Annotated in this window: 12 protein-coding genes; 3 read left to right on the top strand and 9 right to left on the bottom strand. The window is 61.2% G+C overall.

The annotated features are described in order from the left end of the window. Positions 1–36: 36 nt before the first annotated feature. From ACL2XF_RS17280 to bhsA, 5 genes are all read right to left on the bottom strand, one after another. The gene (locus ACL2XF_RS17280) at positions 37–522 is read right to left on the bottom strand and encodes a DUF1641 domain-containing protein (RefSeq protein ID WP_410012251.1); all 486 of its coding nucleotides are present in this window, start codon (positions 520–522) and stop codon (positions 37–39) included. After that, positions 522–3494 (bottom strand): formate dehydrogenase subunit alpha, encoded by a 2973-nt coding sequence (fdhF, locus tag ACL2XF_RS17275; RefSeq protein ID WP_413722036.1) that lies wholly within the window; start codon positions 3492–3494, stop codon positions 522–524. Before fdhF ends, ACL2XF_RS17280 begins: the two co-directional genes overlap by 1 nt. A gap of 171 nt (positions 3495–3665) precedes the next feature. Next, positions 3666–4547, bottom strand: a complete 882-nt coding sequence (locus ACL2XF_RS17270) for a PhzF family phenazine biosynthesis protein (protein WP_410012249.1) — start codon at positions 4545–4547, stop codon at positions 3666–3668. A 762-nt stretch (positions 4548–5309) separates the two neighbouring features. Then, on the bottom strand, positions 5310–5567 hold the full coding sequence (locus ACL2XF_RS17265; RefSeq protein ID WP_410012248.1) for a hypothetical protein: 258 nt from the start codon (positions 5565–5567) through the stop codon (positions 5310–5312). A gap of 10 nt (positions 5568–5577) precedes the next feature. Next, the gene (bhsA, locus tag ACL2XF_RS17260; protein WP_410012247.1) at positions 5578–5835 is read right to left on the bottom strand and encodes a multiple stress resistance protein BhsA; all 258 of its coding nucleotides are present in this window, start codon (positions 5833–5835) and stop codon (positions 5578–5580) included. Positions 5836–6210: 375 nt separating this feature from the next. Here bhsA and ACL2XF_RS17255 point away from each other — a divergent pair, with 375 nt between their 5' ends. The 3 genes from ACL2XF_RS17255 to nirB all read left to right on the top strand — a co-directional run bounded on the left by ACL2XF_RS17255 (position 6211) and on the right by nirB (position 11445). Next, positions 6211–6879, top strand: a complete 669-nt coding sequence (locus ACL2XF_RS17255; RefSeq protein WP_410012246.1) for a TetR/AcrR family transcriptional regulator — start codon at positions 6211–6213, stop codon at positions 6877–6879. 147 nt (positions 6880–7026) lie between these two features. After that, entirely contained in the window at positions 7027–8298 is a 1272-nt protein-coding gene (locus ACL2XF_RS17250; protein WP_413728826.1) for a nitrate- and nitrite sensing domain-containing protein, read from the top strand. A 144-nt stretch (positions 8299–8442) separates the two neighbouring features. After that, positions 8443–11445: a nitrite reductase large subunit NirB gene (gene nirB / locus ACL2XF_RS17245; protein WP_413727228.1), complete on the top strand. Its 3003-nt coding sequence runs from the start codon at positions 8443–8445 to the stop codon at positions 11443–11445. Positions 11446–11464: 19 nt separating this feature from the next. Here nirB and ACL2XF_RS17240 read toward each other — a convergent pair whose 3' ends face one another. From ACL2XF_RS17240 to ACL2XF_RS17225, 4 genes are all read right to left on the bottom strand, one after another. Continuing rightward, positions 11465–12868 carry an efflux transporter outer membrane subunit gene (locus tag ACL2XF_RS17240; protein WP_410012244.1) on the bottom strand — a complete coding sequence of 468 codons (1404 nt, stop codon included), beginning with the start codon at positions 12866–12868 and terminating at the stop codon, positions 11465–11467. Positions 12869–12931: 63 nt separating this feature from the next. Continuing rightward, complete coding sequence (locus tag ACL2XF_RS17235) at positions 12932–16036, bottom strand: efflux RND transporter permease subunit (RefSeq protein WP_413727227.1); 3105 nt, start codon at positions 16034–16036, stop codon at positions 12932–12934. Next, positions 16036–19233 (bottom strand): efflux RND transporter permease subunit, encoded by a 3198-nt coding sequence (locus ACL2XF_RS17230; RefSeq protein WP_413722040.1) that lies wholly within the window; start codon positions 19231–19233, stop codon positions 16036–16038. Before ACL2XF_RS17230 ends, ACL2XF_RS17235 begins: the two co-directional genes overlap by 1 nt. Further along, a complete protein-coding gene (locus ACL2XF_RS17225; RefSeq protein ID WP_410012241.1) occupies positions 19230–20441 on the bottom strand; it encodes an MdtA/MuxA family multidrug efflux RND transporter periplasmic adaptor subunit in 1212 nt (403 codons plus the stop codon). Before ACL2XF_RS17225 ends, ACL2XF_RS17230 begins: the two co-directional genes overlap by 4 nt. Between the last annotated feature and the right edge of the window lie 116 nt (positions 20442–20557).

Below are 20557 nucleotides of genomic sequence, written 5' to 3'. Positions count from 1 at the left end.
GGACCCTTGCTTCGGCAGCAATTGCCGTGTTTGACCTCAGGCGTCGCTGGGCTTGCCGGTAAACGAAGAGATGGGTTTATCCACCTCTTCATCCATGCGGCGGCTAAAGGCCTTCATGCCGTCGATAAACGGCGTAATCCCCTGCCAGAAGGCGTCGTCGTTAAGCATCTTATACAGTCCCCGGACTCCCGGCGCATCCTGGGGAGCGTCGTTTCCTTCCCGCGCGCGGCTTATCACATCGACCATATCGCGCACGGCGAACACCATCTTGTAGAATTGACCGGGAGGAAAGGTGGATAACGCCATGGCCAGCACCGACAGGTTTTGGATAACGTTCAGCGAGCCTTCCCGGTTGAGCCCGTTGACCAGCACCCGCGCTATCTGGTTATTGGCGGCCACCAGGTCGTTGGCCAGGCGCAGCACGCCGTGCTCGTGCAGGGTTTGCAGCAAGCGTTCCAGCTCCTCATGGGCATCCGGCCCGATTTTCGGAGCCTCCACCGTATAACCGATAGGTTTAGCCATTAGAATTTCTCCGGATGAGGTTCTTGTGCAGGCGGCGGCAGGTAATCGTCGCGCCGCCATTTCTGCTCCACGGGCACCTTGTCGATGGGGGTACGGGAGCCATAGCGGAAATTATGGCGCGGCAGGGGCGAAACCATGTTCTCCCGGGGCAGCACGGTAAGTTTAACCGCCAGCTCTTTATAGGCGGGGGTGTTCACATCCGGATCGTGATGCTCGCCGGTCAGGGCGTTAACGCCGTCCTTGCCCAGATGAATGGGGAGAAACAGGGTATTGCCCTGCACCCGATCGGTAATCACCGCCGGCACCTCGACGGCGCCGCGCCGCGAGGCCAGGCGTAGCCAGGCGCCTTCCTCGATGCCCCGCTCCGCCGCCAGCCCCGGGCTGATTTCCACAAACCAGTCCGGCGACAGGGAGAGGAGGCGACCTCCGCGTCCGGTCTGGTTGGTGGACTGGAAATGCTCCAGCATCCGGCCGTTATTCAGCATTAAATCATATTCGCCGTCCTGCGCCTCGGCGGGCGGCTTCCATTCCAGCGGATAAAGGACGGCTTTGCCGTCCTCGGTATGGAAACCGTCGGTATACAGCAGCGGCGTGTCGGTACCGTCGGCCTTGACCGGCCAAAGCAGCGATTGCCATCCCGCCAGCCGTTCATAGGTCACGCCGGCGAAGACCTTGGCGATACCGGCGGCCTCGGCCATGATCTGCGAAGGATGGGTGTAACCCCAGGGATGGCCCATCCTGGCCGCCAGGTCGGTGAGGATGCGCCAGTCCGGCCGGCTATCGCCGAGCGGCGGCATCACTTCATAAAAACGCTGGATGCGGCGCTCGGTATTCACAAACGACCCCTCTTTTTCCACGCTCGGGCAGCCGGGCAACACCACGTCGGCGAATTCGGCGGTGCGGCTCATAAACAGGTCCTGCACCACCAGAAAATCCAGATTGGTAAACCCCTCATGCACATTGGCGGCATCGGCGTCAGAGAATGCCGTTTCCTCGCCAATCACATACATCGCCTTGATTTTTTTCTCTTTCGCATGCTTCACCATGGTGAAATTATCGTCGCCGGCCTTATCGGACAGGCGGTCCGGCGCCACACCCCAGGCCTTGGCCCATTTGGCGCGCACCTGGGGATCGGTGACCTTTTCATAGCCGGGATAAAAATCCTTCAGGCAGCCGAAATCACTGGCCCCCTGCACGTTATTATGGCCGCGCATCGGGTATCCGCCGGTACCGGGCCGGCCGTAGTTGCCGGTCACGAGCAGCAGGTTCGACAGCGCCGTGCTGGTATCCGCCCCGTGGCTGTGCTGGGTAATGCCCATCGCCCACAGTATGCAGACGGAGGATGCCCGGCCAATCATTTCGGCGGCGTCAATCAACTGCCGGCGCGCGATGCCGGTGATCCGCTCGGCGAACGCCAGGGTAAAAGGCGCCAGGGATTGGCGGTACGCGTCCACCTGGTTTACCCGTGCCGCCAGGAAGTCCGTATCCGCATAGCCATGATCAAACATATAACGCGCCATGGCGGACGCCCAGACCATATCGGTGCTGGAGTTGATGCGCAGGAATAGATCCGCGCGTTCCGCCATTTCGTGTTTACGCGGATCCACGACAATCAGCCGCTGGCCGCGGTGCTTGCGCGCCGCCTTGAGACGGGCGGCGATCACCGGATGATTCTCGGCGGTATTGCTGCCGACGATAATAATCAGCTCGGCCCGTTCCAGATCCTGGATGGAACCGGCGTCGCCGCCATATCCCACGGTGCGGAACAGACCCATGGTGGCGGGGTTCTGGCAGTAGCGGGACGAATTGTCGACGCTATTGGTGCCGATAATCAGCCGGGCGATTTTTTGCGTCAGGTAGGCTTCTTCATTGCTGGCTTTGCTGGAACCGATAAACCCGATGCTTTCGGCGCCGTGGGTATTGCGTATCTCCAGCAGGCGGCGGGCCACCAGATCCAGCGCTTCATCCCAGCCGGCCTTGCGGAAACGGCCGTTTTCACGAATCAGCGGCGTGGTCAGGCGCGCTTCGCTGTTGACGAAATCCCAGCCGAATTTACCTTTGACGCAGGTGGAGATGCCGTTGGCCGGCGCATCCACCATCGGCTGCACTTTCAGGATATGCCGGTCACGGGTCCACATTTCAAACGAACAGCCCACGCCGCAATAGGTGCAGACGGTTTTGGTGCGTTTGATTTCCGGCTGGCGCCAGTGCATATCCATCATGGAGATACCGGTAATGATTTCCGCGCCGGTGGTGTTCTCGAGGGTTTTGATCATATCGATCAGCGGGCGTTTCAGATCGGGAGACATGGCGGTAAACGGCCCGGCGTCCGGCTGCATGGTTTTTTCCATCAAGGCGTTGCAGGGACAGACCGTGACGCAGTGACCGCAGCTGACGCAGCTGGAGCCGGCGATTTTTTCACCACCGTCCCACAGTACGCGCGGATGATCCGCGCTGTAGTCGATACTCAGCGTCTCGTTGACCTCGACGTTCTGGCAGGCGTCCACGCAGCGGCCGCACAGGATGCACTGATCGGGATCGTAGGTGTAAAATGGATTGGAATGGTCCTTCGCATACGGCTTGCGCTCGAACTTATAACGCTGGATGGGGATATGCATATCCGCCATGGTGTTGTGCAGGGTACAGTCGCCGGTATTGTGCTCGCATACCGTGCAATACAGCTCGTGCTTGGCCAGCAGCCGGTCCATGCCCTCGACTTGCGCCGCCCGGGCCTGCGCGCCCCGGCTGTTGAGCACCATGCCGTCACGGGTGCGCAGGGTACAGCCGCGCACCAGCTGATGGTCCTGCTCCACCCAACAGACATCGCAGGTTTTCAGCGGGTCCAGCGCCGGGTGATAACAGACATGGGGCAGGTTGACGCCCCGCGCGGCCAGGAAATCCACCAGCGGCGTATCCGCTTTGCCGGTCAGCGGCACACCGTCAAAAATAATCGTGCAGTCTGTCTGGCTCATCAGGCTACCTCAAATAACGACCACCACCTATCATGTGCATCTTTGCCATGGCGGCCACTAAGATAGTGTTAAAGGTAGTCGTTAATGATTGATGCGCAATAGCCACACCGTTTGCAGATTGTTGCTAATTATTAACAGTAAGGATGCAGGTTATTAACATTTACCTGACGGCTACAGCCTGAACGTGCCGTCGATCACGGTGACCGATTGGCCGGCAATCCACGGCACGCCGTCGATAAAGCGCGCGCTGACCTGGCCGTCGCGCCCCAGGACCGTGCCCTGGCGGACGCGCCAGGACTCGGCAAACGCCGGATTATCAGGAAATCCCTGGGCGTGCAGCAGGCGCGCCAGGCAGGCATTGGCGCTGCCGGTGACCGGATCCTCCACCAGGGCGCCCTGTTCCACCAAAAAGGCCCTGACTTCATAATCCGCCGGGCCGTTTGCCTCGTGCAGGCCATATACCGCCAGGCCGTTCGCTTCGCAACGCTTGAGCAACCGCTCCAGGGCGACGGCGTCCGGTTGCATCCGCAAACAAGACAGCGCGCTGTCGGCCCGGGCCACCAGCCAGCGGATCCCCATGTCCACCACGACCGGCGGAGACCAGGTGACCGTCGTCGCGCCGCCCACGGCGGCGTTAAGCAGGGGGAAATAACTTTCGTTCACCGTATAGATTTTGGCCTCGGGCGCCTGGAACGCCAGCCATCCGGCGCGGGTGATATCAAGGGCGACCAGGCCCACCCCGCACTCCTGGATGAGTCTATCGGCCGCCTTGGCCCTAAAGCCGCTTTCCAGCATCGCATGGGCAGTGCCGAGCGTGGGATGGCCGGCAAAAGGCAATTCTCCTGCCGGGGAGAAAATACGCACATGATAATCGGCGCCGGCGGCCGAAGGCGGCAGGACAAACGTGGTTTCGGATAAATGAGTCCAGCGGGCCACGGCCAGCATCTGCCGATCGGATAAGCCATCGGCATCCAGGATCACCGCCAGGGGATTGCCCATCAACGCAGTGGCGGTAAACACATCGACCTGTTTAAATCGACGCAGCTCGGTCATAACCCATCCTTTTTAACAGTAAGGCGATTATTGCCGATTCTGGCGTGGTTGCAGGATAACTGCAAGGACGGTAAGAGGGATATTGCGCTTTGAGATAACCGCCAGGCCAGGGGAGCGGTTAACCCGCCGCCTCAGCGGACGGGCGGCAAAAAAAACTGCGCCGCCAACTGTCAATAAAAGCACCTGACAGTTGGGGCGCAGCTCTCAATGGGTTTTATACCAGAGGATCGCAACCCTTAGCCGCGGCCCGGTCCGCCGCCATGGTGATAACCGCCGCCGCCGCCATGACCGCCGCCGCCGCCCCAAGGAGGTGGCCACAGGCAACCGCTAAGCGCGGCGCTAAGAACAATAATTCCGACAAATGCTAAAATGCGACGCATTGTTTTGCTCCATATATTAATAATTACGTTACCGTTAGATGATTATCCATTCGTTAAAAGGGGTCAACGGCGGCAACCGTAAAGATATTTGGCACAGATGTTTCTATTTGCGTTTATTGCATGGAAGCGTAAATTTGGCGGAAAACGGCAGGGCTAATTTATTCATTAACATAGGAAAAAGCTTATTTAGGGCTTTTATTTATTTTAATAAAGATATAATTAAGAATATTCCTGACAGAGGATAGCAACGGGCAGGAGAAAAGAAAGCGTTATTTTGTTACAACGTAAAAAAAAGCGTTTGCGCGATGATATTACGCAAACGCTTTAGGGAAAATAATGAATGGGCCAAGCCCGGATTTTTTGATGACGCGCCGGTAAAGCGCTATTCATAAACGACCGACGTACTGTGCATATTATTGCGCCCCGACACCGACGTTACCGGATAGGCGCGGTTATCGACGCGTACGGCGCGTTCACTGCCATGACCGGGCAGGGTAGGCAACCCTGTCCTGGCGCCCACGGTCGTCAATACCACCTGGTGAGGCTCATACCGGGCGGTATTGATGGTGTCGGCGGCAACACTGCCGAACGACACCATGGCGGCCAGGGCAACGATACCAAGATTAACTTTGTTCATCATGGCGCCATCCTTATTGGTAAATTACCGCCGTGCCATGCAGGTTATTCTGGCCGGTGGTGGAGGTAATCACAAAAGACTTCGCGCCTTCGGCCGAAGCCTTGGCGGACAGCTGGCTTTCCAGCGAAGACAGGTTGGCGCCGCCGGTGGCGCTGATGACGCCTACCGGCTGCTGACCCGCCGGGGCGGAGGTCGCCAGTTCTGCGGCAAAACTACCGAAAGAGACGGCGCTCAGGGCGATGGCGGCGATGGCATATTTTACGTTTTTCATAATCTTATCTCTCTATGCATTCTGGTTGCAGGATTTGTGGGTCAACGCTATTTGTTAACGTTCGATAAGTAAATACTAGTCCTCCTGGCGGCGTTGATCAACTAAATTTTTAATGATCGTTAATATAATAGATAAGCCATTGTTAATAATAAAAATTTATTTTTATTGTCAACGCTCACTCACTTTGGGTTGGAGAGGCCGCCGCAAGGGAGGAACAGGCATGGCCGCCAAATTTAACATTCTTTGGGCAATGTGACGAAAGGCACTTGTAATTTTTGTAATGATCGTTAATTATATAGGTGCCGGCTGATATCCACAAGGACGTTGTGCAAGCGGCAAGATGCCAGGCATAAAAATGCGATAAGAGAGGATGTTATGAATACCGATCATGTTGCGCCCATACGGAAAGGACGCGGACGCCCAAAACAGTTCGACCGTGACGATGCGCTGGATAAAGCGCTGGAACTGTTCTGGCGCCACGGCTACGAAGCGACCTCGCTGACCGATCTGGTGGAGGCCACCGGGGCCAAGGCCCCGACGCTGTACGGCGAGTTCGGCAATAAGGAAGGCCTGTTCCGCGCGGCGGCCGAACGCTACGTGGCGAAATTCGCCGAACGGGGTAAGGTGCTGCTGGCCGACCCCGCCTGTACGGCGGCGCAGGCGGTTGAAAATTTCCTGCGCGATACCGCGGCGCTGTACACCGACAAAGATTTGCCCTCGGGCTGCTTTATTATCTGTACGTCCGCCGCGCTCTCGTCTTCATCCGACGCCGTGGCGAAACTGCTGCGCGCGCGGCACCATTTCCAGGAAAACATGCTGGCGGATTTCCTGCGCGCGCGCCAGGCCCAGGGAGAATTGCCGGCCGGCACTCATGTGCCCACCCTGGCGAAATATCTGACCTGTATCCTGCAGGGGATGTCGGTGCAGGCCCGTGACGGCGCTACCCGCGCGGATCTGGATACCATCGTTACCACGTTGATGAAAGTGTGGCCGACTCTGGCGCGCATCGGCGCGGCCGCCGCCCGGGATACGGCACAGGTTTAACGGCGCCGCGCCGACCCGGCGCGGCCGAAAAGACAGCGGCGCGACGCAGATAAAGTTGATTCTGCGCAGGGCGCCGGTGTCCTGCGCTACGTAATATGCGTTTATCAGGTCACGTCGTGGCAATTCCGGACTGGATAAATGAACCCATTGATTGCCGATACTCCCACCGCTATTCGTTTCCTGCAGGCCTCGCGGCAAAGCGAGATCGCGGCGTTGCGACGTTTGCTGCAAACCGGCGAACTGGTGGGGGCGGTCAGTCAATTGGTGCATATGCTGCAACGCGAACGTGGCGTAACCACCCTTTACCTGAGCTCGGGCTTGCACGCCGATACGCTTGAAAAACCGGCGCGCGATGCCGTTATTGCCGAGCGTGCCGTATTGCGGCTATTGGGCCGGGAGGAAGGCGTCAATCGGCCGGCGTCCGACAGCCAAAGGCTGGGGCGAATTGCCGCGGTATGTTATGCGCTGGGACGTTTGCCAGCGTTACGCCGCCGCATCCGGCGGGCCGGGATCGATCAGGCGCAGGCGGCGGCGGTATTCAACGCGGTGATCCGCAGCCTGCTGGCGCTGGTATTCGACGCGGCGGATACGGCGGCGGAGCCGGCTGTTTCCCGGGCGTTGATCGCCATGTTCAGCTTTATGCAGGGCAAAGAGCTGGCGGGGCAGGAACGGGCGCAGGGCGCGGCGGTGTTTGCCGCGCGCGCATTTAGCGCCGCCGCCCGCCAACAGTTGCTGGACCTGATTGAAGGCCAGGAGCGGTGTTTCGCCACCTTCGGCGAATTCAGCGATCCCCTTAACCTGCAGCGCTGGGGCGAGATGGCGCGTGACGGCGATTGCGATGTCGAGCGGCTGCGCCGCATCGTTCTCACGGGTAACATCGCCGCGGATCACAGCCTGCGTTGGTATGAGGCGACGACCCGCCGTATCGACCTGATGAAGGGGGTCGAGGACGGACTGGCGGCGGTATTGATGCAATTATGCCGGGCCGGCATCGACGCCGCGCAAGACGCCGCGGGCGACTGGCCGGGAGATGCCGCGCTGGAAGCCCTGCTGGCGCGTCAGATGGACCAACCGGTGGAGTATAGCGTATTCGTTGCCGCCGCCGGACCGGACGACGCCGCTGAGCCGCTGGGCAATAACGGCCTCAGCCCGCAGCTGGGACGATCGGTATTATCTCTCGTCGGGCAACAATCGCGCCGGCTGCGGGAACTAGCCGATGAGCTGGCGCAACTGCGCGCCACCCTTAATGACCGGCGGCAAGTCGAAGACGCCAAGCTGCTGCTGATGCGTCATCAGCGGTTAAGCGAGGAAGAGGCCTATAACGCCCTGCGGCGTATGGCAATGAACCAAAATAAAAAGCTGACGGAAGTGGCCGCGGCCATCCTGGCGGTGGAAGAGATATTGACCGGCCGGCCATAACGGCGGGCCGGGGGTAAACGACATCAGGATATGACTTCGTGTTAAGCCAATGGCGGCGTAGCGCGGGTCAAGGATAAAGGCGTCCAAAAGCATGCAGTCATTGCATGTTTTTGGACGCCTTTTTTTTATGTAAGGACTTTTGTTATGAACAAACCCGTATTAGCTGTCATCGGCCACGGCATGGTGGGCCAGTATTTTCTGGAACAGCTGGTAGCGCGCGAGCTGCACCGGCGTTACCGCATCATCGTCTTCGGCGCCGAGCGCCGCCCCGCTTACGATAGAGTACATTTGTCGGCGTATTTTTCCGGGCGCAGCGCGGGATCGCTGTCGCTGGTGCCCGACGGTTTTTTTGCATTGCATGACATCGAATTGCGCGGCGCCACCACCGTTACCGCCATCGATCGTCAGCGGCAATGCCTGACGGATAACCACGGCGGAACAACGCCCTACGATCGGCTGGTGCTGGCCACCGGATCCTATGCCTTTGTGCCGCCGATTCCCGGCTGCGATCTACCCGGCTGCCTGACGTACCGAACCCTGGACGATCTTGACGCCATCGCCGCGCGGGCGCGCCAGTCACGGCGCGGCGCGGTGATCGGCGGCGGCCTGCTGGGGCTGGAAGCCGCCAATGCCCTGCGGCAGCTGGGACTGGAAACCCATGTGATCGAGTTTGCCCCGCGGCTGATGGCGGTGCAGCTTGATGAAGGCGGCGCGGCCATGCTGCGGCGGAAAATCGACGCTTTGCAGGTAACCGTGCACACCGGCAAAAACACCCGCCGTATCACCCCTGCCGGCCAAGACGGCCTGCGGCTGGAATTTGCCGACGGCGGGTCGCTTGATACCGATCTTATCCTGTTTTCCGCCGGTATCCGTCCCATGGACCGGTTGGGCCATCAGTGCGGACTGACGCTCGGCGCGCACGGAGGACTGGCTATCGACGATCGGTGCGTGACCTCGGATGCCCATATTTTCGCTATCGGCGAATGCGCCGCGTGGCGCGACGCCTTGTTTGGGCTGGTGGCGCCCGGTTATCAGATGGCGCGCGCGCTGGCGTCATGTCTTGCCGGGGAGGAGGCGGTATTTAGCGGGGCGGATCTCAGTACCCGGCTGAAACTGCTGGGCGTCGAAGTCGGCTCGCTGGGGGACGCCCAGGGCGCCGCCCCGGGCTGCCAAAGCTATCTATGGACCGACGGCCCGCGGCAGATCTATAAAAAAATCGTGGTTTCCGGGGATAAAACCCGCCTGCTGGGCGCGGTGCTGGTGGGCGACAGCGCGGAGTTCAGTACCCTGCAGCAGATGATACTCAATGGCATGCCCCTGCCGGAACGACCGGAAAGCCTGATCCTGCCGGCCGGCTCGGGGGACGCGCCGAAGGCCGCGGGTGTGGCCTCCCTGCCTGACAGCGCCCAGGTTTGCTCCTGCCATAACGTCAGCAAAGGAGATATCCGCGCGGCGGTGGCGGCGGGGGCGCGCGATCTGGCGGCGGTGAAAACCTGCACCCGCGCCGGCACCGGCTGCGGCGGCTGCGTGCCGCTGGTCAGGCAGGTCATGGAATATGAGCTGTCGCAACAGGGCGTGGTGGTGAAAAAAGACGTGTGCGAACACTTTGCCTATTCACGCCAGGAGTTGTATCACCTGATTCGCGTCAACCGTATCCGTACCTTCAGCCAACTGCTGGCGCAATATGGCCATGGCCTGGGATGTGAAATCTGCAAACCGCTGGCCGGTTCCCTGCTGGCTTCCTGCTGGAACGACTTTTTATTGCAACCCGAACATCTGCCGTTGCAGGATACCAACGATCGTTTTTTCGCCAATATCCAGAAGGACGGTACCTATTCCGTCGTGCCGCGCATGCCCGCCGGGGAAGTCACCCCTGCGGGGCTGATTGCCGTGGGCCAGGTGGCTGCCCGTTATAATTTATACACCAAGGTGACCGGCGGCCAGCGCATCGCGCTGTTCGGCGCCAGGATGGAACAGCTGCCGGCCATTTGGCGGGAACTGGTGGCCGCCGGTTTTGAAACCGGGCATGCCTATGGTAAATCGCTGCGCACGGTAAAATCCTGCGTCGGCTCAACCTGGTGCCGCTTCGGCGTGCAGGATTCCACCGGGCTGGCCATCAGACTGGAAAACCGCTACAAGGGCCTGCGCGCGCCGCATAAATTCAAGCTGGGCGTTTCCGGTTGTACGCGTGAATGCGCGGAAGCGCAGGGCAAGGATATCGGCATTATCGCCACCGACAAAGGCTGGAACCTGTATATTTGCGGCAATGGCGGCATGAAACCGCGCCACGCGGATTTATTTGCCACCGATCTGGATGCCGACGGCCTTATCGTCATGATCGACCGCCTGCTGATGTTTTACATCCGCACCGCCGATCGGCTGCAGCGCACCAGCACCTGGCTGGATAATCTGGAAGGCGGCGTAAACTATCTGCAGCGGGTGATCGTCGATGACGCGCTCGGCATCTGCGCCGAGCTTGAACAGGAAATGCAGTCGGTAGTGGCGAGTTACCAGTGCGAATGGCAAACCACCCTGGCGGATGCCGGCCGGCTGGCGTTGTTCCGGGGATTTATCAACAGCGACCGGCCGGATGAAGCGGTGGTCATGATGGCGCAGCGATCCCAGATCCGGCCCGCACGGCCGGAAGAAAAACCGCGGGCGGGCGTAAGCGCGCCGCCCGAGGGCGATGCGCGCTATGAGGTGTCCATGGGGGCGTTGCCAGCCGCGGCAGGAAATGGCCCCGGGCCGTCGTCCGCCGTTGAGGAAACCGGCTGGCGGCCGGTGTGCATGCTCGGTGATATCCCGGCCCATGCCGGCATCGCCGCGCGTTTAGGGCAGCGGCAGATAGCCCTGTTTTACCTGCCGACGGCCGCGGGCACGGCCGGCGGGGAAGGCCGGGTGTATGCTTTATCCAATCATGAGGCGGGCAGCGGCGCCAACGTGTTGGCGCGCGGCTTGGTGGGCGATGTCGCAGGCGAGCCGGTGGTGATTTCGCCGCTGTATAAAAAGCATTTCCGCCTGCGCGACGGTTGCTGCCTGGAGGATGCAGGCCTATCGGTCAGCGCCTGGCCGGTGGAAATCCGCCAGGGGCGCGTCTGGGTGGCGGCCTGCGCATTGACGGCGCGCGCGCCGGCGCCGGCGGAATAAGGGCGACGTCCGTGGCGGCCTACCGACGGTCTTCGTCATGCCAGCCGCCGCCGAGGGCGACGATCAGCTGAACGCTGGCCACCCATTGGGTGCTGCGCAGCGACAGCAGGTTTTGCTGCTGCGACAGGCTGGTATTTTGGGTGGTGGCGACATCAAGATAATCAATCATCCCCGCCCGGTATTGGTTAAGCGTAACGCGGGCCGATTCCTGCGCGGACTCGGCGGCGCGCTGCTGCGCGGCGGTTTCCGCCTCCAGGGTCGACAGCTCCACCAAATAATTTTCCACTTCCTCAAACGCCGACAGCACGCTCTGGCGATAGCTGGCGACGCTGGCGTCGTAAGCGGCCCGCGCCTGCTCAACGGATGCCTTGGTGGCGCCGAAGTCCAGCAGCGTTCCGCTCAGTTCCGGTCCCAGCGACCATACCCGGTTCGGCATGGAAATCAGATTATGCAGCACCGAACTTTGGAAACCGCCGCTGGCGCTCAGGGTCAGGTCGGGGTAATAGGCGGCCTGCGCCACGCCGACGGCGGCGTTGGCCGCGGCGACGCTGCGCTCCGCATAGGCGATATCCGGCCGGCGTTGCAGCAGTTGTGACGGCAGCGCCACCGGGATAACGGGCAGGGTGGCGGTGAGCCTGGCGGCGGGCAGGCTGAACTGCGCCGGCGACCGGCCGATCAGCACCGCAATGGCGTGTTCAAGCTGCGCGCGCTGCCACTGTAAATCCAGCGCGGAAGCGCGGGCGCTCTCCAATTGGGTCTGCGCCTGCGCCAGGGTGCCGCGGGACTCGCTCCCGGCGCGGTATTTATTCTCGATAATGTTCAGGTAGCGCTGGTAGGCCTCGACGCTCTCTTGATACAGCGCTATCTGCTCATCCATGACCCGCAGCTGGAAATAATCCTGCGCCAGCTCTGATTGAGCGCTCAGGGTAATATTGGCCAGTTCGGCGGCGCTGGCCTGGGCATTGGCCTGGTTTTCCTCCACCGTGCGTCTGAGCTTACCCCACAGGTCCAGCTCCCAGCTGGCGCTGACCTGCGCCTCATGCGTCGTGGCGGCGGCGGTCCGGGTGCCGCTGCGCGTGGTGTCGGCGGTGCCGGTGACCGTCGGGTACAGATTGGCGCGCGAGGCGGCCGTCAGCGCCCGCGCCTGGCGGTACAGCGCTTCATACTGCGCCACGTTCTGGTTGGAAATTCGCACCTGGCCCAATAAGCCGGAAAGCGTCGGATCCCGGTACACCGCCCACCATTCCCCCTTGCCCGCCTCATCCCGCGGCGCGGCCTGCGTCCAGCCCTTCGCCTGTTTAAATTCAAGCGGCACCGTCATCGCCGGCCGCCGGTAGTCCGGACCCACCATACAGCCGGCCAGGATCAACGCCAGCGCCAGGGGCAGCAGCTTCAGGGCGGGATGTGGGAATATCGTTATCATAAAGTCACTGTTGTCCGAAATCATAAGTAAGAAGGGTGAGGCGCCATCGTCGGGTTACCGGCTTCAGGCCGCGCCGGTTTTGCCAAAACGCCGCCAGGCCCGCTTGCCGGAACGGCTTAGCCGGTCCATATACAGATACACCACCGGGGTGGTGAACAGGGTCAGCAGTTGGCTCAGCGCCAGGCCGCCGGCAATCGCCATGCCCAGCGGGCTGCGCAAATCCGCATCCCCGCCGCTGCCCAGCGCCAGCGGCAGGGCGCCAAAAAAGGCCGCCAGCGTGGTCATCATAATCGGCCGGAAACGCATCAGGCAGGCTTGGGTAATCGCCTGCTGCGGGCTGAGCCCCTGGGTCCGTTCCGCCGCCAGGGCAAAATCGATCATCATAATGGCGTTTTTCTTAACGATGCCTATCAATAACAAAATGCCGATCAGGGCGATCACCGTGAGCTGGGTGCCGGTGATAATCAACAGCAACAGGGCGCCAAGCCCGGCGGAGGGCAGAGTGGACAGGATGGTCAACGGATGGATATAACTCTCGTACAGCATGCCCAACACGATGTAGACCGCCGCCAGCGCGGCGAGTATCAGCCAGGGCATGCTGGAGGCCAGCGCCGTAAAGGCCTTGGCGGTGCCCTGGAAGCCGCCCTGGATGGTGGACGGCAGGCCAATCTGCGCCATGGCCGTCTTGATAAGCTGCTGCGCCTGCTCGAGGGACACGCCGTCCGCCAGGTTAAACGCCACGGTGCTGGTGGCGGATTGCCCTTGATGCGCCACGGATAACGAGGCGTTGGCGCCGCTGAAGCTGGCAAAGGCGGCAATAGGGATTTGCTGGCCCTGGCCATTGACCACCATCAGCTCGTTCAGGACCGCCGGATCGACGGTGAACGCGGCGTCCAGGGTCATCACCACATGGTACTGGTTAAGGGTTTTATAACGCGTGGCGATCTGCCGCTGGCTGAAGGCGTTATTGAGCAGGGTATCGAGCATCTGCACGTTCACGCCCAGCCGGGTGGCCTTATCCCGGTCGATATTCAGCATCACCTCCTGGCCGCCGGTCTGGGAATCGGCGTCCACCCCGGTAAGCTGCGGGATCTTTTCCAGCGCCGCCTTGACCTTCGGCGTCCAGAGCCGCAGGGTATCGAGGTCGTCGGCCTGCAGGCTGTACTGGTAAAGGGCGTTGGCGCTGCGGCCGCCGATATGCAAATCCTGCGCCGGCATCAGGAACAGCTGGACGCCGGGCTGGTTAAGACCTTTGGCGGTCAGGCGGTTGGCTACCTCGGCGGCGCTGGCGTCCCGCTGGCTGAAATCCTTCAGGTGCACGAAAAAGTTGGCGCTGTTGCGCGAGCCGAAGCCGCCGCTGCCCATGGAGGAGAGCACGCCGTCCACCGCCGGATCCTGCTGGATGATGCGCGAAAATTCCTGCAGCTTGGGTTTCATGGCCTGGAACGAGACGTTCTGGTCGGCGCGCAGCATGCCCATCAGCAGGCCGGTATCCTGGTTGGGGAAAAAGCCTTTCTGCACCACGGTATAGAGAAAAATATTCAGCATCACGGTCAGCACCAGGCTGAACAGCGTCAGGCGCTGGTGGCGCATGACCCAGGCCAGGGCAACGGCGTAGGCCGCCAGCAGCCGGGCCAGCCCGCGCTCGATCAGCACATAGATCCGCGGCGGCTTGCGGGTCACCGGCGGCTTGCGCTTGAGCAGCCGGGAACACAGCATCGGGGTGAGGCTCAGCGAGACCACCATCGAAATCAGCAGCGAGACGGTGAGCGTTATCGCGAACTCGCGAAACAGCCGGCCGACGATACTGCCCATCAGCAGGATGGGGATAAACACCGCCACCAGGGACAATGTCATCGCCAGCACGGTGAAACTGACCTCCTGCGCGCCGCGGATTGAAGCGCGCACCGGCCCCAGGCCCTGTTCGATATAACGGGTGATGTTCTCCAATACCACGATGGCGTCGTCCACCACGAACCCGGTGCAGATAATCAGCGCCATCAGCGACAGGTTGTCCAGGCTATAGCCCAGCAGGTACATGACCGCGCAGGTGCCGATCAGGGATACCGGCAGCGCCAGGGCCGGGATAATCACCGCCTGCAGGTTGCGCAGGAAGACAAACACCACCGCGATCACCAGTATGACGGCGATCAGCAGCGTTTCTTCGGTATCGCGCAGCGAGGAACGCACGTTAGGCGAGCGATCCACCACCATATGCAAACCGACGTCGCCGGGCAGAGTGGCGGACAGCGCCGGCAGCCGCGCCTTGATGGCGTCGATGGTTTCCAGCATATTGGCGCCCGCCTGCCGGGTCACGCCAATCATCACCGACGGGGTCTGGTTGTAGTATCCGACGTTGTATTTATCCTCCACCGAGTCGTAGACCGTGGCCACATCCCCCAGCCGCACGGCGGTGCCGTTTTGATAGCTGACGATAAGCGCCCGGTAATCGCGCGCCAGATCCAGCTGGCCGTTGCCGTCCACCACCCAGGATTGCCTGTCCCCCTGCAATATCCCCTTGGGTAAATTGCTGGTGCTGTTGGCGATGGCGCTGCGCACCGTATCCAGGGATAAGCCGAAGTGGGTGATCATCTGCGGGCTCAGCTCAATGCGTATCGCCGGCAGCGAGCTGCCCAACAGCGATACCTGGCCGACGCCCTCGACCTGGGCGATTTTTTGCTGGATTTCGCTGGAGGCCAGATCGTATAACTCCCCGCTGGTGCGGGTGGGGGAGGTCAGGGCCAGCACGACGATCGGCGCGTCGGACGGGTTGGCTTTGCGGTAGGTGGGCAGCGAGGGTATGCTGGAAGGCAGCAGGCTGCGCGCGGCATTGATCGCCGCCTGCACATCGCGCGCCGCGCCGTTGATATCCCGGTCCAGGTCAAACTGCAATATCACGTTGGTGGAGCCCTGCCCGCTGCTGGACGTCATTTCGCTGATGCCGGCGATTTGTCCCAGGGCGCGTTCCAGCGGCGTGGCCACCGTCGCGGCCATGGTTTCCGGACTGGCGCCGGGCAGGCTGGCGCTGACCATGATGGTCGGAAAATCCACCTGCGGCAGCGGCGCCACCGGCAGCAGCCGGTAGCCCAGCAGGCCGAGCAGCACAATGGCCAGCGTCAGCAACAGTGTCGCCACCGGGCGAAAAATAAACACGCGCGAGATATTCATCAGCGCTCCTGGCGGCCGTAACGGCGCCATGTCCGCTGCGCGCGCTGTGACAGGCCGTCAAACCACAGGTAGATCACCGGCGTGGAAAACAGCGTCAGCACCTGGCTGAATATCAGGCCGCCGACGATCACCAGCCCCAGCGGCCGGCGCAGCTCGGCGCCGGATCCGTGCGCCAGCATTAGCGGCAGCGCGCCCAGCAACGCCGCCATGGTGGTCATCAGAATCGGCCGGAAGCGCAGCAGACAGGCCTGGTGGATGGCCTCACGCGGCGTAAGATGCTGGTGGTGCTCCGCCTCCAGCGCAAAGTCGATCATCATAATGGCGTTTTTCTTGACGATGCCGATCAGCAGGATGACGCCGATAAGCGCTATCAGGCTGAACTCAGTATCGGCGAACAGCAGCGTCAGCAGGGCGCCCACCGCCGCCGAGGGCAGGGTGGACAAAATCGTCACCGGATGGATAAAACTTTCGTACAGGATGCCCAGCACCACATACATGGTTATCAGCGCCGCCAGGATAAGCCACAGGGTGTTATCGGTGGCGCTCTGAAACGCCGAGGTTTCGCCCTGGTAGCGCAGGGTAATACTGGACGGCAGTTTCAGCTCATCGGTCACGTTGGTTATCGCCTGCTGCGCGTCTTCCAGCGAATAGCCGGGTTGCAGGTTAAAGGAGAGGGTGACCGCCGGGAACTGATTGAGCCTGGCGTACAGCAGCGACCCGGTACGCAGGTGGATTGCGGCGATAGCGGTGAGTTTCACCATGCCGGCTGAGGAACTGGTGGTGGAGCCGCTCGATGCGCTTGATGTCGTCGTGGCGCCGGACGAACCCGAACTGCCCGAGGTGCTGGCCGTACTCGTGCCGTCGGTAAGATTGGTGGCCAGGTAGATATCGTCCAGCGACGCCGGCGACTGCTGGTACTTCGGCAGCACCTCGAGCACCACGCGATATTGATTGGACTGGGTAAAGATCGTCGACACCAGGCGCTGCCCGAAGGCGTTATATAATGCGGTATCCACATCGGCGGCGGTAATGCCGTAGCGCGCCGCCGCGTCGCGGTTCAGTTCCACGTAGGCCACCTGGCCCTGATCCTGTAGATTGCTCACCACCTCGCTGAACTCCGGCCGCCCCGCGAGCGCCGCCACCACTTTCGGCGTCCAGGCGACCAGGTTTTCGCTGTCCGCGTCGTCGAGGGTGAACTGGTACTGGCTGGGCGTGACCTGATCGTTAACCGTCAGGTCCTGCGCGGATTGCAGATACAACTGGATGCCGGCGATATCCGCGACGGCCTGCTTAAGCTGCGTGATAATCGCATCGGCGCGCAGGTCGCGATCCGCGAAGGGCTTAAGGTTTATCTGCAGCCGGCCGCTGTTCAGGCTGGTATTGTTGCCGTCGATGCCGATGGTCGAGGACACGCTCGCCACCGACGGGTTTTTGAGAATGACATCCGCCAGCCTTTGCTGTCGCGCCGCCATCTCGCTAAACGACACATCCTGCGAGGCCACGGTTACCCCCTGGATAAGGCCGGTATCCTGCGGCGGGAAAAAGCCTTTCGGCACCACCAGATACAGCAGTGCCGTAAGGGCCAGGGTCAATAGCGCCACCAACAGCATCAGGCGCTGGTGATCCAGCACCACCGTCAGCCAGCGATCGTAGCCGGCCACCAACTTGTCGAACAGCTGCCCGCCCTTGCGGTTGAACCGGCTCTGTTGTTCCGCCGGGATATGGCGCAACAGGTAGGCGCACAGCATCGGCGTCAGCGTCAGGGACACCACCATCGACACCAGAATCGCCACCGCCAGGGTAATGGCGAACTCGCGGAACAGGCGCCCGACCACATCGCCCATAAACAGCAGCGGGATCAGTACCGCAATCAGCGAAAAGGTCAGCGAAATAATGGTAAACCCAATCTGCGCCGAGCCGTTAAGCGCCGCCTGCATCGGGGTTTCGCCGTTTTCCAGGCGGCGCGAGATGTTTTCCACCACCACGATGGCGTCGTCGATAACAAAACCGGTGGCCACCGTCAGGGCCATCAGCGACAGGTTGTTCAGGCTGAATCCGGCCAGGTACATCACGCCGAAGGTGCCCACCAGCGACAGCGGCACGGCGATGCTGGGGATTAATGTCGCGGCCAGGTTGCGCAGGAACAGAAACGTCACCATCACCACCAGCGCAATGGACAGCAGCAGCTCGAACTGCACGTCGCTGATGGATGAGCGGATGGTCTGGGTCCGGTCCGATAAAATCGCGATCTTAACCCCGTCGGGCAGCGCCGCCTGCAGGGTCGGCAGCTGGGCCTTGATATTATCCACCACCGAGATCACGTTGGCGCCGGGCTGGCGCTGGACGCTGATGACGATGGCGGGCATGCGATTGGCCCAGGCGGACTGGAACGCGTTTTCCTCCGCTTCGTCGATTTGCGCGATATCGCGCAGGCGCAGCGCGGCGCCGTTCTGGTAGGTAATGATCAGGTTGCCGTACTCGGCCGCCGTGCGCAACTGGTCGTTGGCATCAATGGTAATGGAGTGGTATTTGCCGTCGAACCCGCCCTTGGAGCCGTTGACATTGCTGTTGCCAATCAGCGTATCGACATCGGCCAGCGTCAGGTTATGCGCCGCCAGGGCGCGGGGATCCATGCGCACCCGTATCGCCGGCTGATGGCCGCCGGCCAGCGTCACCATACCCACGCCGGAAATCTGCGACAGCTTCAGGGCGATGCGGGTATTGACCAAATCCTGCACCTTGATAAGCGGCAGGGTATCGGAGGTGGCGGCCAGGGTAATGACCGCCGTATCCGCCGGATTGACCTTTTTATAGGTCGGCGGGTTGGGCAGGTCGGTGGGCAGCAGGCTGTCGGCGGCGTTGATGGCCGCCTGCACTTCCTGCTCGGCCACATCCAGCGACAGCTCCAGCGAAAATTTCAGGGTGATAATCGACGCGCCGCCGGAGCTGGTGGAATACATCTGGCTCAGGCCGGCCATCTGTCCCAACTGGCGCTCAAGCGGGGCGGTGATGGACGACGCCATTACGCTTGGACTGGCGCCGGGATAAAGCGTCGTCACCTGGATGGTGGGATAATCCACCTGCGGCAGGGCGGAGGTGGACAGCATCCGATAGGCGAAAATGCCGGCGACCAGCACGCCGATCATCAGCAAAATCGTGGCGACCGGACGTTGGATAAACAGTCGTGAGGGATTCATTGCGCCGTCACGTCCTTGGTTTGCGCCGTATTCACCACCGTCACCTTACTGCCGGTATTGAGACGGTCTATGCCTTCGGTGACCACCTGGTCCCCCGGGGCGACGCCGGACAACACGGCCTGCAAATCGCTGCCGAACGCCGGCCCGGTTTTAACCGCTTTTCGCTCAACGGTGTTGTCGGCCTTGATCACATAAACAAAATCGCCGTCGCTGCTTAACTGCAGCGCCTGGGCGGGAATCACGGTCGCGCCGGCCAGCGTCCCGGTTTGCAGCCGGATGTTGACAAACTGGTTGGGGTAAAGGCTTTCGTCATCATTGGCAAAAATCGCCTTTAGCTTGATACTGCCTGTATCGCTATCGATTTCATTGCTGATAAAATTCAGCTTGCCCTGGCCGAGAGGGGTAATGCCGTCCTGATCGATGGCCGTGGCCGGCAGGGAATTGCCCTGGTGCAGCGATTTCAGCAGCGTGGGTAAATTAACCTGGGGCAGGCTGAAGGTCACCGCAATCGGCTGGGTCTGGGTAATAGTGACAATGCCGGTGGTATCGCTGCTGTGGACCATATTGCCGGGGTCCACCAGCCGCAGCCCCACCCGGCCGGACACCGGCGCGGTAATGCGCGCGTACTCCAGATCCAGCTTGGCGGCATTGATTTGCGCCTGATCGGCTTTGATCGTGCCCAGGTACTGGCCGACCGTGGCGGTTTGGGTTTCCAAATCCTGCCGCGACAGCGAGTCCTGCGCAAACAGGGTCTTGTAGCGCGCCAGGGTCAGCTGGGCGCTTTTCAGCAACGCCTGGTTTTGCGCCAGTTCGCCCTGATATTGCTCCAGGGTGGCCTGGTAGCTCCTGGGGTCGATTTGCGCCAGCAGCTGGCCTTTGGCCACTTTCTGGCCTTCGACGAAATAGACCTGCATCAACTGGCCGTCCACCCGGCTGGTCACCGTGACGCTGGCGTTGGCCACCACGGTGCCGAGCGCGGAAAGATATACTGGCACATCCGCCTGTTTCGCCGTCCCGCTGTGCACCGGCGTGGCCAGGCCGCCCATGCCGGCGCCCGCCCTTCCCGGCCCTCCCGCCCGGGGATCGGCATTCGTGCCGCCGCTATGCCTTGGCAGAAAATAGAACAGGGCGGCTGCAATTAACAGCACGACGATTAACAACAACAGAATATTGCGCCATTTGATTTTACGTTGTGAGCGGATTTTCATGCGATACGGGCGGCCATCAGTGGTCAGGGAATTATCATCGTACTAGGATAAAGTAATTCAGGCCGCGTTATTGTAAAAGTTTCGTCAAAAAGCATTTCACTTATACGGGGAAACAG

The sequence above is a fragment of the Sodalis sp. RH19 genome (assembly GCF_047324215.1).
In the GTDB taxonomy this organism is placed as follows: Bacteria; Pseudomonadota; Gammaproteobacteria; order Enterobacterales; family Enterobacteriaceae; genus Acerihabitans.
The sequence above is the reverse complement of the archived record's forward strand: the minus strand, read 5'-3'. Positions and strand labels throughout refer to the sequence as shown.